This window comes from Streptomyces longispororuber (assembly GCF_014656095.1).
Classification (GTDB): Bacteria; Actinomycetota; Actinomycetes; order Streptomycetales; family Streptomycetaceae; genus Streptomyces; species Streptomyces longispororuber.
Genome location: NZ_BNBT01000028.1, coordinates 54,165 through 68,499, shown reverse-complemented (window position 1 = coordinate 68,499; position 14,335 = coordinate 54,165). Strand labels below are relative to the sequence as shown.

At 71.0% G+C, this 14,335-nt stretch carries 12 protein-coding genes, 1 tRNA gene and 2 pseudogenes; 5 read left to right on the top strand and 10 right to left on the bottom strand.

All coding sequences use genetic code 11. The features are described from left to right. A partial coding sequence (locus IE330_RS12380) for a hypothetical protein (RefSeq protein ID WP_229925584.1) occupies positions 1-246 on the bottom strand: 246 nt, incomplete at its 3' end. Positions 247-560: 314 nt separating this feature from the next. Between IE330_RS12380 and IE330_RS12375 the strand changes: the two genes are divergently transcribed. Further along, on the top strand, positions 561-1,364 hold the full coding sequence (locus IE330_RS12375; protein ID WP_190135988.1) for a nuclease-related domain-containing protein: 804 nt from the start codon (positions 561-563) through the stop codon (positions 1,362-1,364). Positions 1,365-2,257: 893 nt separating this feature from the next. On the opposite strand, the gene ligD is transcribed toward IE330_RS12375, so the two are convergent. Next, positions 2,258-3,160 (bottom strand): non-homologous end-joining DNA ligase, encoded by a 903-nt coding sequence (gene ligD, locus IE330_RS12370; protein ID WP_190135987.1) that lies wholly within the window; start codon positions 3,158-3,160, stop codon positions 2,258-2,260. A gap of 50 nt (positions 3,161-3,210) precedes the next feature. Between ligD and ku the strand changes: the two genes are divergently transcribed. Continuing rightward, on the top strand, positions 3,211-4,344 hold the full coding sequence (gene ku / locus IE330_RS12365) for a non-homologous end joining protein Ku (RefSeq protein ID WP_190135986.1): 1,134 nt from the start codon (positions 3,211-3,213) through the stop codon (positions 4,342-4,344). 236 nt (positions 4,345-4,580) lie between these two features. Here ku and IE330_RS12360 read toward each other — a convergent pair whose 3' ends face one another. Further along, positions 4,581-5,402 (bottom strand): class I SAM-dependent methyltransferase family protein, encoded by an 822-nt coding sequence (locus tag IE330_RS12360; RefSeq protein WP_190135985.1) that lies wholly within the window; start codon positions 5,400-5,402, stop codon positions 4,581-4,583. A 219-nt stretch (positions 5,403-5,621) separates the two neighbouring features. On the opposite strand from IE330_RS12360, the gene IE330_RS12355 reads away from it, so the two are divergent. Further along, on the top strand, positions 5,622-6,446 hold the full coding sequence (locus tag IE330_RS12355) for an SAM-dependent methyltransferase (protein ID WP_190135984.1): 825 nt from the start codon (positions 5,622-5,624) through the stop codon (positions 6,444-6,446). 113 nt (positions 6,447-6,559) lie between these two features. After that, positions 6,560-6,631, top strand: a tRNA-Arg gene (locus tag IE330_RS12350). A gap of 190 nt (positions 6,632-6,821) precedes the next feature. On the opposite strand, the gene IE330_RS12345 is transcribed toward IE330_RS12350, so the two are convergent. The 7 genes and pseudogenes from IE330_RS12345 to IE330_RS12315 form a co-directional block, all read right to left on the bottom strand. Further along, complete coding sequence (locus IE330_RS12345) at positions 6,822-7,799, bottom strand: restriction endonuclease (protein ID WP_190135983.1); 978 nt, start codon at positions 7,797-7,799, stop codon at positions 6,822-6,824. Between the two features lie 261 nt (positions 7,800-8,060). Further along, positions 8,061-9,431 (bottom strand): annotated as a pseudogene (locus IE330_RS12340) (tyrosine-type recombinase/integrase). Next, positions 9,428-9,634, bottom strand: a complete 207-nt coding sequence (locus tag IE330_RS12335; protein WP_190135982.1) for a helix-turn-helix transcriptional regulator — start codon at positions 9,632-9,634, stop codon at positions 9,428-9,430. The pseudogene IE330_RS12340 and the gene IE330_RS12335 overlap by 4 nt, the downstream one beginning before the upstream one ends. Beyond that, positions 9,631-11,004 (bottom strand): replication initiator, encoded by a 1,374-nt coding sequence (locus IE330_RS12330; RefSeq protein ID WP_190135981.1) that lies wholly within the window; start codon positions 11,002-11,004, stop codon positions 9,631-9,633. The genes IE330_RS12335 and IE330_RS12330 overlap by 4 nt, the downstream gene beginning before the upstream one ends. 413 nt (positions 11,005-11,417) lie before the next feature. Then, positions 11,418-11,612, bottom strand: a complete 195-nt coding sequence (locus IE330_RS12325) for a hypothetical protein (protein ID WP_190135980.1) — start codon at positions 11,610-11,612, stop codon at positions 11,418-11,420. 12 nt (positions 11,613-11,624) lie between these two features. Beyond that, a pseudogene (locus IE330_RS12320) lies at positions 11,625-12,714 on the bottom strand (FtsK/SpoIIIE domain-containing protein). Between the two features lie 227 nt (positions 12,715-12,941). Then, positions 12,942-13,292, bottom strand: a complete 351-nt coding sequence (locus IE330_RS12315; RefSeq protein WP_190135979.1) for an SCO3933 family regulatory protein — start codon at positions 13,290-13,292, stop codon at positions 12,942-12,944. A 206-nt stretch (positions 13,293-13,498) separates the two neighbouring features. Here IE330_RS12315 and IE330_RS12310 point away from each other — a divergent pair, with 206 nt between their 5' ends. Beyond that, positions 13,499-14,239, top strand: a complete 741-nt coding sequence (locus IE330_RS12310) for a GntR family transcriptional regulator (protein ID WP_190135978.1) — start codon at positions 13,499-13,501, stop codon at positions 14,237-14,239. Positions 14,240-14,335 lie beyond the last annotated feature (96 nt).

Here is a 14,335-nt window from a genome sequence, read left to right as displayed (position 1 = left end):
CATGGCGCCGCCCGCCGCGAGGAGCGCCGGGCTGCCCGCCTCGCGGAGACCATGGGCGGGGCCTTCGGGGTTCGCGGAGTTCTCGGGGTTCTCGGGGGCGGGGTGGTTCCTCGTGGCGGAGGCCGGAGGCGTGGGCGCGGCCGCGGCGGCGCGGGCACCGGCGGCGGGGGCGAGCAGCGCGCCGCCCGCGAGCGCGGTCACGGCGACGGCGCGGAGGACGGCGGCGGGGAGGCGGGGGTGGTTCACGGTACGTTCCTTGCGCTCGTGCGGTCGGCTCCGTCACACGGGAGGGCGGTGGCCCCGGCGACGGCTACGACGCTAGGCGCCCGCCGTTGCGGTGGTCCGGCGAGTAAGTAACAGAGCGTCATAGCTGTGCGGACGGTGCCGTGACGGGACGCGTGGGACGTGCGGTACGGGGCGTGCGGGCTCGGCCGGGTGGGGCGTGCGGGCCCGGCCGGGCGGGGCGGGGCCCGGGCGGCGGGCATCAACTTCCCTGCGGCGCCGACGGCTTCTTGCCGGAGCCGCGTCCGGGCTGTTCCCATGGTCATGGGGTGATGGGGATGAGCGCATTGCGTGTCGTACCGGCGTTCCGACACGGCCAGGAGCGGCTCTACGTCTGTCGGGCGGACGGCAGGAACGTCGCGTGGTTCGACCGCGACACCGCCCGCGTAAACCTGCTCAGCACGGACGAGGAGGCGGACGTCCTGGACGCCCTCGCCCCCTTCCTCACCGGGAACGTCACGGTCGGGCCGCCGCCCGTGCCCACCCCCGCCGAGCTCGCCCGGCTGGCCCTGCACCCGGACGACGACCTCGCGCCGAACCGGCCCGGCGAGGCCCTGCGCGTCTCGCTCGAACGCGAGCCGCCGTCCGCCCGCCGCCTGCGCTCCGACCCCCGCAGCCGCGCGCTCGCCGCGGAGACCGCCGTGGGCGAGGTGCTCGACCGGCTCGACGGGGCCGGCTGGCACACGCTGCACTCCATCGGCCTGCCCGGCGGTGCCCGCATCCACCACCTGCTCATCGGGCCCGGGGGTCTCTTCTGCGTCCGGGCCGTGCCCGCGCGGCGGCAGCGGGTCCGGGTCGCCGACCCGATGGTCGCGGTCGGCCGGGCCCGGCCCGCGCCCCTGCTGCGGGAGCTGCGCGCCGACGCCGCCCGCGCCTCCTTCGCCCTCACCGCGGAGGTGCGGCCCGTGCTCGTCCCCGTCGGCGCGGTCCTCGTGGACGTGCCGGAGCCGCCCCGGGAGGTACGGGTGCTCGCCGAGGCGGAGGTGTCCTTGCTGGCGCGGGCGGGTGGGGTGCTGAAGCCGGCGGACGTGGAGGCGCTGCACGCGCTGGCCCGCGACCGCCACACCTGGCACCGCGTCTAGCAGCCGAGACCCCCCTCTCCCACCCACCCGGACCACCCCAGCTCGCCCGCCCGCCCCCAACACCAGCGCCTCCCCGCCGCCGCCGGTCCCTTCCCGCCCGCCAACCCGTGCCACCCGGCTTCGCCCGCCGGGCCCCGACACCAGCGCTTGCCCCACCGCCGTCGGTCCCTTCCCGCCCACCCACCCGTGCCACCCGGCTTCGCCCGCCGGGCCCCGACGCCAGCGCTTGCCCCGCCGTCGTCGGTCCCTTCCCGCCCGCCAACCCGTGCCACCCGGCTTCGTCCGCCGGGCCCCGACGCCAGCGCTTGCCCCGCCGTCGTCGGTCCCTTCCCGCCCACCTACCCGTGCCACCCGGCTTCGTCCGCCGGGCCCCGACGCCAGCGCTTGCCCCGCCGTCGTCGGTCCCTTCCCGCCCGCCCACCCGTGCCACCCCGGCTATGCCCGCTCGACCCCAACGCCAGCGCCTCCCCACCGCCGTCGGTCCCTCCCCTCGCACCCCCCCCGGCTTCGCCCGCCGAGCCCCGACGCAGAGCGCTTCCCCGCCGTCGTTCGTTCCCGCCCGCCCACCCGCGCCATCCCGGCTCCGCCTGCCCGGCCCTGACGCCAGCGCTTCCCCGCCGTCGTCCGTCATCTCCCACCCGCCCACCCGTGCCATCCCGGCTACGCCTGCCCGCCCCCGACGCCAGCGCCTCCCCGCCGTCCGTCTTCCCCTGTGGGCAATCGTCCCGCGGGGCGGGACGGGTGGGCACAGCCGAGGTGCCGAGCAACCGTTCCGCTCAGGCTCAGCCAGTGGGCAACCTCCGCGCCAGCCCAGGGTCGAACAGTGGCGCCAGCAGGTCCCCGTCCCGGCGGAGCCGGGTTGGGCGCAGGCCAGGTGCCGGTAGGCGTCCAGCTCAGGCCCCGCCCGCGGGCAACCCCCGAGCCAGCCCAGGGCCGAACAGCGGCGCCAGCAGGTCCCCGTCCCGGCGGAGCCGGGCAGGCATGTCGGAAGCGCGGAAGACCAGCAGCCCGGGGTCCCCCCGGGACAGGCAGGCCTCGACCTCCGCCCAGGTCACCGGAGCCGACACCGTCGGCTCCGCCCGCGCCCGCAACGTATACGGCGCAGCCGTCGTCTTCGCCGCCGCGTTCTGGCTGAAGTCCACGAACACCTTCCCCGGCCGCAGACTCCGCGTCATCCGATGCACCACCAGCTCCGGAAGCTCCCGCTCCGCCGCCACCGCGAGCCGCTTCGCGTACGCCGTCACCTCCGCGGACGCGACCGGCACCAGCGGCACGAGCAGATGCAGCCCCTTGCTCCCGGACGTCTTCGCGTACACCGAGAACCCGTCGGCGACCAGCCGCTCCCGCAGCCACAGCGCCGCCTCGCACGCCTCCACCACCGTCGCCGGAGGCCCGGGGTCCAAGTCGAGCACGAGCCGGTCGGCGAGACCGGGCGCGTCCGCCTGCCACTGCGGCGTGTGGAACTCCGTCACCAGGTTCGCCGCCCACATCAGCGTCGCCAGGTCCTGTACGACGATCTGCCGCACCGGCCCCTCCGACCGCGGCACCTCGGCCGTCCGCACCCACTCGGGGGTACCGGGCAGCACGTTCTTGGTGAAGAAGCGCTGCCCCTCGGGCCCGTCCGGGAAGCGCAGGAACGACACGGGCCGGTTGCGCAGATGGGGGAGCAGCACGTCCGCCGTGGTCGCGTAGTAGTGCAGGACCTCACCCTTCGTGAAGCCGCTCTCCGGATACAGCACCTTGTCGAGGTTGCTGAGCGCGAGCCGTCGGCCCTCCACCTCCGTGATGGGCGTCATACGATGAGAATCCCACGAATCGCGACAAACCGTGGCGAAAGGTGCACCACATGCGGTCCATATGGAACGGCGCCATCTCCTTCGGCCTGGTCAGCATCCCCATCAAGCTGGTGAACGCCACGGAGAACCACGCGGTCTCCTTCCGCCAGATCCACACCGAGGACGGCGGCCGCATCCGCTACCGCAAGGTCTGCGAGCTGGAGGACCGCGAGGTGTCGTCCGACGAGATCGGCAAGGGGTACGAGGACGCCGACGGCTCGATCATCCCGATCACGGAGGACGACCTGGCCTCGCTGCCGATCCCGACCGCGAAGACCATCGAGATCGTCTCGTTCGTCCCGGCCGACCACATCGACCCGCTCCAGATCAGCACGGCCTACTACCTGGCCGCCAGCGGCGCCCCGGCCCTGAAGCCGTACACCCTGCTGCGCGAGGCCCTCAAGCGCAGCCGGAAGGTCGCCATCGCCAAGTTCGCGCTGCGCGGCCGCGAACGCCTCGGCATGCTGCGCGTCGTCGACGACGTCATCGCCATGCACGGCCTGCTCTGGCCGGACGAGATCCGCGCCACGGACGGCGTCGCGCCCGAGACCGACGTACAGGTCCGGGAGGCCGAGCTCGACCTCGCCGACGCCCTGATGGACACCCTCGGCGAGGTCGACATGGACGCGCTGCACGACGACTACCGCGAGGCCGTGGAGGAGATGATCGCCGCGAAGCTCGACGGCGGTACGACCACCGCGCCGGCCCCCGCGGAGCCGCGCGGCGGCAAGGTCATCGACCTGATGGCCGCCCTGGAGAGCAGCGTGCGCGCCGCGCGCACGGCCCGCGGCGAGACCGGGGACGAGGCGGAGGGCGCGACGGACGCCGAGGTCACCGACCTCCCGGCCCGCCGCACCAGAACCGCGTCCACGCCCCGGAAGTCCACCCCGGCGACCCCCAAGCAGGTCGGCGGCAAGAAGTCCACGGCGGCGAAGAAGACCGCGGCCGCCGCCCCGAAGAAGAGCACGTCCAAGAAGGCCGCGGCGAAGAAGACGACGGCCGCGGACCGCTCGGCCGCCACGAAGTCGACCACCACATCCACGGCGAAGGCGTCAGCCAGGTCGTCCGGGACGTCCGCGAAGAAGACGACGGCCAAGAAATCGACGAGCACCAAAAAGACGACAGCGAAGCGCCGAGCGTCCTGACCCCCGTCCGCCCCTCCCGGACGGCAAGCCCCACTCGGGGGCGACGGGCGACGGGCGGCGGGCGACGGGGGACGGCGGAGGATGGCGAGGCCGGGAACAACCCCCGACTGGATCGAACGTTCTATCAAGCCACACAACAGGTAAGCACCCCGCCAACTCACGGCCACCCACGCCACCCGCGACCACTCACGGCCACCCACGGCCACCCACGACCACTCACGGCCACTCACGGCCACTCACCCCGCCTCCCCGCACACCGTCACCGCGAACAGACCCACCTCCTCGTGCCTGCTGCGCACGTTCCCGAAGCCCGCCTCCCGGGCCCACCCCTCCGTCAGGGCCACGTTCCGGCACTTCATCACCCACGGCCGCCCCTCCCGGTCGGGCAGCACGTTGGCGATGAGTTCGAGCTGCGGGTGCCGGGTCTGGGTGGTGCAGACGAGGACGCCGCCCGGGGCGAGCAGCCCCCGCAGCCGCTTGAGGGAGGTGCGGACGGCGTCGTCGTCCAGGAGCAGCTCGTACAGGCCGGAGACGACGATGACGTCCGGCGCCCCCGCCGCCGGCGGCTCGGGGTCGAAGGCGTCCCCCGTCTCGTACGAGACGTTGGTGAGCCCCCGCGCCCGCGCGAGCGCCTCGCCCTGCCGCAGCCCCGCCGCCGCGAGGTCCCGGCACACCACCCGCACCCGCTCGGGCCCGTACGCGGCGGCCACGTCCTGGAGGTAGCGGCCGGGCCCGGCGGCCACGTCGAGGACCCGGACCGGGCGGCCGGGGCGCGCGGCGACCTGGTCGCGCAGCACGCGCTGGAGGAGGCGGGCCCGGGCGCGGACGGCGCGCCAGCCGACGGCGTTCAGATAGACGCGGTCGACGAGCCGGCCGACGCCGAACGCGCCGCGCGCCCGGTTCACGTACACGTAGTCGAGCATCGTGCCGCTGTCGAAGCCGTGCCGGAAGCCGACGCGGATGCCGTGGGAAGTCCGCCCGACCGTACGCAACAGGCCACGCAGCACCGCCCACTTGAGGCTCCGCGGGAACGGCGGGGATGGCAGAGGTGTCGTCATGCGCGCAAGCGTGACCGTGCGCCGGGCCACCGACATCCGTACGGATACTCAGGCCCGCCCAAGTACCCAACGGTCCACGAGCGACAGAGGAGACGCGGAGGCAACGACCGCGCCGCACGGGACGGTTGCTAGGTTGTACGCGATTCAAGCAGGTAGGCAGGCAGCTCAGGCACGGCCCGGCCCGCACCCGGACCGGGCCCACGCACCGCAGGAGGTCCCGTGACCGGTTCCGCTTCCGACCCCAGACTCGACTCGTCCGCGGAGATCCGCGCCCGGATCGACACGAGCAAGCCCCACTCGGCGCGCTTCTGGAACTACTTCGTGGGCGGCAAGGACAACTACGAGAAGGACCGGGAGCTGGGCGACCAGATCAAGGAGATCTTCCCCGGCCTCGTCGACGTCGCGCGCAACAGCCGCCAGTTCCTCGGCCGGGCCGTCCGCCACCTGGCGGGGGAGCAGGGGATCCGCCAGTTCCTCGACATCGGCACGGGCCTGCCGACGGCCGACAACACCCACGAGGTCGCCCAGCGCGTCGCCCCGGACTCCCGCATCGTCTACGTGGACAACGACCCCCTGGTCCTCGCCCACGCCCGCGCCCTGCTGACGAGCACGCCCGAGGGCGAGACGGCGTACATCGACGCGAACATGTACGAGCCCGAGGCGATCCTCGCCGAGGCCGCCAAGACCCTGGACCTCTCCCAGCCGGTGGCCCTCATGATCCTGAACACCCTGGGCCACGTCTCCTCCTACGACCAGGCCCGCGACCTGGTCAACCGCCTGATGGCCGGCCTGCCGTCCGGCAGCTACCTGGTGATCAGCGACTCGACGTCCACCAGCGAGGGCATGATCGCGGCGTCGAACGCGTACAACGAGAGCGGCGCGATCCCGTACCACGTCCGCACCGTCGAGGAGATCACCGGCTTCTTCGACGGCCTCACCCTCACCGACCCCGGCGTCACCCAGGTCACCCGCTGGCGCCCCGACGAGACGACCGACACCACCACCGCGGTCGACGCGTACGCGGGAGTCGGCCGCAAGCCCTGACCTGCGAAGCGGCGCCCACCCACCCCCCACGGGCGCCGCCCGCAAACCCGTTCCTGAGGACCCCCGAAGAGCTGGTAGGGTTCTACCCGTCACCGCGACACCGCGACCGACACGCCCCCGTAGCTCAGGGGATAGAGCAACGGCCTCCGGAGCCGTGTGCGCAGGTTCGAATCCTGCCGGGGGCACCCTTGATGAGGTGCCCAAAGACCCCGTCACCAGCTGAAACGCTGCGGTCGGGGTCTTCGCGTATGTGCGGGCGTATGCCGCCGGAAGCAGCCCTTTGCCAGTGATCACGTAATGACGACGTAATGATCTTGATGGGCTTCGTCCCAGCTCAGGCCAGCCAAGGGGCCGTCTCGCCGGGCAGTCGCAATGTCAGAAATGAACTCCGTAGATCGCGAGTGGCTCGCGATCGATCACGGCTCTCCGTGCCTTCTCTCTCAACCACTCCGCCAGAGGCCGTTCCTGTTCGAGCAAGATCACCAGCTCGCGAAGCTCTCCGAGGACGACGACGCGCTGAGTCAGGACGCGCTGGCACTCATCGACGGCTGGCTGCGTGAAGCCCGAGGCTGAGATCATCAAGCCGCGAACTCCGGCCCTGCCGTAGACCCGCACCAGATGCTCAGCAACAGGGCCCTTCCCGAGAGTGTCGGCCCAGTACTTAACCTCAACGAGGTACGGCGACCCATCGAGCTCGACGACGCCGTCTATCTGCTCAGTCGCCTTGCCGTCGTCGTCGCGCAGCACGAATGCTTCACGGATGGACAGTTCTTCAGCAGCGAAGATCCTGTTCAGCAGAGCCTCCAAGGCCGTGCCGCGCTGCTGTGGGTCGCTCATGCGGATCACGGAACTTAGTTCGTCGCGTAGCGCCCGGATGTGCTGCCGACGCTTCTCCGCTTGCGCTGCCTTTGCGTCTCGCGCCTCTTGATGTTGCCTGTGTTGATGTTGGCGCTGCAGGTCGTTCTCTTGCTGCAAGCGCGTGAATGAGTCTTTGACGTTCACCACCCGGCGAATCTCTGACACGAGTCCCTTGGCCTTCAGCTGATCGTCGGGCCAGCATGTGGAGAAGTCCTCGAACTCTGTGACCCGGCGAAGCAGGAACCGCCTCGCTCCGAGGCCACGATCACCCTGTTCGTTCAGGTGACCCAGGACGAACCTGACGATCTTGTATTTACTGATCGCAGAGGGGTCGTCTTGGAGTTGTCTGCGGAAGGTGAGCAACAGCTCCTCTTCCACCCCTGCCCCTCGCAGGAAGTCGAGTACGGCTACCTTGCTGCGACACAGCAAGGGGATCGTGTCTACCAGCATCTCCATGAGCTCAGGTGGCCAGTGGTAGGCAACGCTCTTGGTCATAGCGGTCCCGCCCGAGTCCGATCCAGCACATCTTCTCGGGCTCTCCAAGGTCGATCGCCGAAAGATCCATTTTCGATGGACTGACAGCGAAAGAGATCACAGGCGCCCGAACTCATCAGTTACGTCAGATTAGATGACGAAGAGGTCCCGTGAGCATGTCATTGAGAGGAATGCGCTAAGCGCCGAGGCTCCCGACTGTGATCGGGGGCCTCCACAGGCCGCAAGCTCAGCGATATCGACCTTGATCGTGTGGGCTACTACTTACTCGCCCAACCCCTGCATGATCCGGTCGTTCATCTCCTGCTCCTGGCCGTCGACGCACTTCGCGTAGATCTTCAGCAGGACGTCCACCGAGTGGCCCGCGCGGGCGGCGACCTCCGGGGCGGGCACTCCCGAGTTGAGTCACTGGGAGACGCCCGCGTGGCGGAGGTCGTACGGCCGGAAAGCCAGAACCGAAGACACCTGGTGCGGCACGAGCGCCAGCTCCCGAGCACGCTTCCACACCCGCGAGTACGACGAAGCCGCGACGACATTGCCCCGCTCGCTGGAGAACAGCCGACCGTCCTTCGCCATGCCGAACTCCTTCACGTGCTCGCGGAGCAGCCGCACCAACGGAGGTGGGATCGGGACGATGCGCACCTCGCCATTGGCCCGCTGCTTCAGGCCGCGCCGGTCGTGCGCCTCGCCTGAGTCGGTCCAGGCCTTCCCGGCCGTGGGACGGGTCGCCGCCAGTTCGATGCGGCCCCACCCCGATGCCGGGAGCGTGCAGTCGGAGCGGCGGAGCCCCAGGGCCTCGCCCGGCCGCATGGCCGCGTAGTACAGGCAGCCGAAGAAGGCCCGGAGACGGCGACCGCTCGCACGGTCGTAGCCGCCCACGTACGTCACGGCTGTCAGCAGCTCCCGAGCCTGCCAAGGGTTGACCACCACCCGGCGGTCGACTTTTTGCACCGCCCGCTTGCCCCGCTTGCGCCGGACGCGCGCCAGGGGATTCGAGCCCAGGTACTCCAGCTCCACGGCGTATTCGAGCACGTTGAAGACCACCGCCCGTCGCCGCCGGTACGTCTGCGTGGCGGTGGGCTTGCCGTCGAGGCGGCGGCTCAGCGCGTCGATCACCTCATGAGCGCGGGCGACCTCTAGCAACTCGGCCACAGGCAGGGACGCCTTCTCGATCCAGCGCACCGCCGTGACGATCTCCTCCGGACGCTCCCGCTCCCGGCGAGGTACGGGAAGCACGTACGACCGCAGCGCCCGCCGCAGAACCTCTGGAGCGGGGCGTCCACGTCCAGGCTTGACCAGGGCGGGGACGACCGTCGCCAACGCGTCCGTCATGCTGTCCCGCTGCTTGGCCGACGCCTCAGCCCACCGAGCGTCCACGTACTTCACCGCCAGGTCGAGGAACGACAGGGCGGCCTTGCCACCCCGCAGCGAGTCGGGCAGGCCGGTGACGGTGTCGAAGGGCTCGCCCTTGTCCGCCGCCCGCAGGAGCTTGGCCCGGAAACGGTCGGCCAGTGGCTTTGTCTTGAACGACTCGTGGAACGGCTCGCCGTCCACGGACCAGCGGACGAGATGGGTCGGCTTCTTCGCCGAGCGGTTGATGCTGAGCTTCCAGACGACGACCTTGTACGACTTCACGACGCCGCCCCTTCCGCCCGGTCCTCCAACCAGTCGTTGAGCACGTCTCGCCGGACCCGCAGCTCTCCGTTCGGCAGCCGGATGCAGGCGGGGGCGAGGCGGAGCTCCCGCCAGCGGTAGAAGGTGCGCCTGGAGATGCCGCCCAGTTCGTCGAGGACCTGGCGGACGGTGAGCAGTTCGGCGGGTCGGGTGCGGGTGGTCACGTGCCATGGAGCCCCCCGCCCTCGCGCACCGAGGCAGCCAGGAGTGCTGCTTCGGGCGAGTAGCCGCGCCCCGCGTATCGCCAGTGCCCGACCGTGGCCGTCGCGTGGTCCTTGAGATGAAGGGAAGCCCGCTGTTGCTCGGCGCGGTAGTCGGTGCGTGCCTGGCGGAGGGCGGTCAGTGTGGTCGAGTAGCGGTGTGACTTGGTGGAGAAGTGCCCGCCGTACCCGAGCATGTGCGCCCAGCGGCGCAGGCCGAGCGGCGCGAACTCCGGGAGGCCGCCGAGCCACCAACACGTGCTGATCATGCGGAGCACGTGTGCCCGCACCGGCAGCATGACCATGTCGCGCGCTTGGTGAATCCGGCCGTCCACCGCGCCGGCGGACTCCGCCCCCTTGGCGGCGTACTTGGCGATGTAGCCTGCCACGGCCGCCGCGGAGGAGGGGCGCCGATCGCCCGCCTCCGGTTCGAGCGAGGCGACCGGCCGTACGTCGACCTGAGTACCGAAGCACAGGACCCTCGGGCCGACCACATGCCCGCCGGGAGCCACGAGCCGCACGCGCCCGACAACCGACCGCACGGCATCCACCAGCAGCGGCACACTCGCCCAGTGGGGCAGGGGAGTGCCGGGCCCGTCCGCACCGTCGAGGCGGATCACGGCATGGAAGTGGACAAGGCCTCGCCGCTGATACTCGGCGACCTTCGCGTACGACAGCCGGGCGACCTCCCCGAACTCCGTACGCGAAAGCCCGGCGCGGCGGGCGACCTCCCGCCGCAGTTCAAGCCCGAACCGGTGCCAGAGCCGACCGGCGAACGCGTGCCAGAGGACGGCGCCCGCGTAGTCATAGCAGCGCGGGCAGAGAGGTTCGCCGAGCCGGGAGTCGTCCGCCGAGTGGCGCGCGTGGCATCCGGCAGGCTTCCCGTGAGGGCAGGAATCTCCCGCTCGGCGGGGACGGCACGCTCGCACTCGCCCGTCGCGCTCACGGCGGGTGTGGACCGGGCCGAAGCCCGGAGCGGTGAGCGTCGCGAACACTCGCGGGTGCCCGCTCACCGTCTCCGGGACGTGCTTGCCGCCGACGAGGCCGGAGCGGACGAGGTGGTACGTGTCCGCCCGGTACAGGCCCGAGCAGGCCGGGCAGACCGACGCGCGCCGGTTGCCGCACGCGGCGAGCAGACGGCCGCCGTAGGTCTCCGACCCGTACGAGAGCAGGGCCTCGCCGGTGGACGTGTCGTAGACGGTGGCCGCGCCGATCAGGTGGATCGGGTTGGCGCAGCCGCCGAGGCGGACGATGTTCCGGCGCCAGGCCGTGAACGTCGGCTCCGCTGCTCTGGCGACGAGTGTGGCGACATCTTTCGGAAAGGTAGTGGTCATCAGCGACCACCCCCGCTCCCGAACGCCTGCCCCATCACGGCCGAGATCCCTTCCAACCGGGTCTTGGCGCTGAAGCGGAGCGTCGGATCCGTGAGCCAGACGGCGGCGGCATGGGCGGGACACAGTCACTGCTCGGTCCCGTCGAGGCCGACGAGGACGATCTGCTCCCGTCCGTCGCAGGGCGAGCCCGGCGTGTCGTGCTGTCAAGTCACAGTCGGGCAGCGGGGATTTGCGCGAAGGATGCGCGTTGGACAAGGTGTGAGTACTCCCTTCACTACTTACGTGGCGGATGGAGTGGGTTCCTGACGGGGTCGGGTTTGGCGACTTCGCGCCCCGTCGGGAGCCCGTGATGTGAGTGATCTCTGAGGTTCCTGCGCAGGAGGTCTGCTCTGTGCGATGAGCGGCCAGGTGCTTCAGAGGCGGAGTTGGCCGAGGAAGCCGGTCACGCCGTCGAGGAAGGCCTGGACCGTCGGCGCGGCCGCCGTCTGGGAGAGCAGGAAGCCGAAGGCTCCGCAGAGCAGCACGCTGCCCCACCGCAGGTAGTGGATGTGCAGGAGAAACCAGATCAGCAGGCCGAGCAGGAACACGGCCGACATGGACACCAGCACGGCAGGCCCCTTTCATGGCGCTTCGACGTGGAGTTCGGACAGGACGGGAGCCAGGTGCGCGTACTCCGCGGCGACGGCTTCCGTCTCCGCTTCCGTGACCAGGTGGGACCGGGCGCGCTCCCAGCCGTCGCCGGAGGCCAGGACGGCCGTACCGGCCTGCTCCGGGGTGATGGCCTGCGCCGCCTTCAGCGCGTCGGGGTTGAGGTCTCCCAGGGCCATCTCGGCCGTGCCGGGGTCGGCGACGCGGTGGCACACCCGTCCGCCCAACTGCGCCCGCAGGGCGGTGACGCCGGGCCCCAGGTCGGAGCCGACGCGCTGGCCGGCCACGACTAGGAACACCCCCAGGGCCGTGCCGAGCTGGGCCAGCCGGATCAGCGCCGTATCGGCCGCATGTGCTTCGTCCTTCTCGCTGCGGCTCGCGACGAGGAACAGTTCCGCGATCTCGTCGACGATCACGACGACGGGGACGGGCCGCTCCTTATCCGACAGGCCCCAGATGTTTCGGACGTGAGCCGCCCGGCAGAGGCTCATCTGGTCGAGGGTCAGATCAACGAGCGCGGTCAGCAGACGGACCGCCTGCTCCCGATTCGTCGCGAGGGCGGACAACCTCGGCTCGTAGAGGGACAGCTCCATGCCGCCCTTGCAGTCGATCCCGACCAGGGCGACGGGTTGCGGTGCCAGGCCCGCAACGAGGGCATGGATCAGGGTCGACTTCCCGGAGCGGGTGGCACCGACGATTAGCCAGTGGGGCACGCGCCTCAGATCGATCACCCAGGCGACTCCGGTCTCCAGTACACCCACGGCCACGCGCAGCAGTTGGCCGGGCCCGCGCTGCTTCGGGATCTGGGGATAGGCCAGCGGGTCGGCCGCTGAGGCGACGATGCGTACGGTCGGGCTGCCAGGAGGTCACCCGCACTACGTGCACCTGCCAGTTCTCCGCCATGGCGGGCGCAGCCTTGACGAAGTCGTCGGGCACCTGCCCCGGCAGCAGCCGCACGTGCAGTACGAAGCCGCCGGTGGTCGGGCGGATGAGACCCCGGCGAGGCACCTGGGGTCGCGGCGGCGGAGCACCCTTGCCGACGAGCCCCGACACCACTGTCAGCGCGGGTCACCAGCTTACGGCGAGGCCGCAACCGGCCATCGGGGGCCGCCAGGTCCGCACGATGTGGAAGACTATGGCCGGGAAGCCACGTAACAGCCACCAAGCGGCGAGATAGCGGTGGCGCAGGGTCGGGCCCGCAAGGAGCAGACCCGACACCAGTACTGCGACCACCACCGGTAACCAGGTCGGCCAGCCCGTACCGGCCGACGCGGCGGAGGCCAGACGCATCACTGACCGGCCCCCTTACCCGCCGCCGTCGCGGGGCTGCTCAGGGGCCGGATCTCCGCCGCACGGAAGGCGATCCCGTGCCGCCCCTCGTTCTCCCACGGCGTGGCGACCAGGTCCCGCACGGCCACCGGCATGCCGAGCTGCACACCGGTCGGCTCCCCGGCCACGCTCACGTTCACGACGTCGGCCGACGCTCCGGCCATCAGGCAGAGACCGACCTGGTACACGGTCTTGCCCGTCTCGCGGTCAACGCGCAGCTGACCGGTCTCTCGGTTGGCGATCCGCGGAGCCGGGGGAACGGCGCAGATGATCCCCGTGAACTTCGCGGTATCGATCGGAAGGCTTGCCACTGTTCGGATCTCCTCAGCTCAGACACCCGCAGGCCCTTCCTGCGGGCTGCTATACAACCCGTAGTACGGGTTGTGCTGACAAGGTTGGCCACCCGTAGTACGGGTTGTCAACCGTCTTCGCGTGGGAGAAGCTATGTTCCGTCCACGGGCGGGCGCGTTCCGTCCATGGACGGACGATGCAGTGACCACGGCCGTGGAGGGCCCGAATGCCGCCGAAGAACACGCAGCCGAAGTACCGGCAGATCGCCGACTACCTGCGCGAAGGCATCTTGGGCGGCACCTTCCCCGCCGGTCAGCCGCTCCCCTCCGAGGAGTCGCTGGCGAAGCAGTTCGGCGTGACGCGCCCGACAGTCCGTCAGGGCCTGAGTGAGCTACGGGCGTCCGGTCTCGTCGAGGTCATCATGGGTCGCGGCACCTTCGCCCGTTCGCCCCACAACCGCCCCAGCCACACGCGCCCGCGCGGCGTACGGAGGACCCCGGAGGGTCGCTACGTCGAAGCGGACGGCATCCGCTGGACCGACGCCGAACCGCCGGTGGCCACCCGCACCGATGCCCCGCTGGCTCTCGCCGACTTGCTGCGCATCCCGCCGGGCGAGCCGATGTTCACGTACGACGCGCTGCAGACCGCGGACCACGGCCGCCTGCGCCAACTCCACCGGACGTACGTCCCGTTCTCGGTCCTCACCGACACCAAGTACGAGGAAGAGGCCCCACCGCCGGCGCCTGAGCTCTACGGGGCACTCGCCGACTTGGGCCACGAACTCCACTTCACGGAATACGTCCGCACGCGGATGCCCCTGCCGGACCAGGCGCAGGCGCTGCGACTCCCTGACGGGGTCCCGGTGCTGCACATCATCCGCGTGACGCTCGCGGACTCGGATAAGCCTCTGGCCCTGGAGGAGTTCCACCTCCCGGGCGACGAGCTGGAGCTCATGTTCCGCCTGTAGCCACCCCTGGCCGGTGAGGCCGGTGGCTCAGACTTTCTCTACGTCATCAAGGCGGCTCGCTCCGCTCCCCGCGCGCGGCCCGGCCCCCGGCCGGCG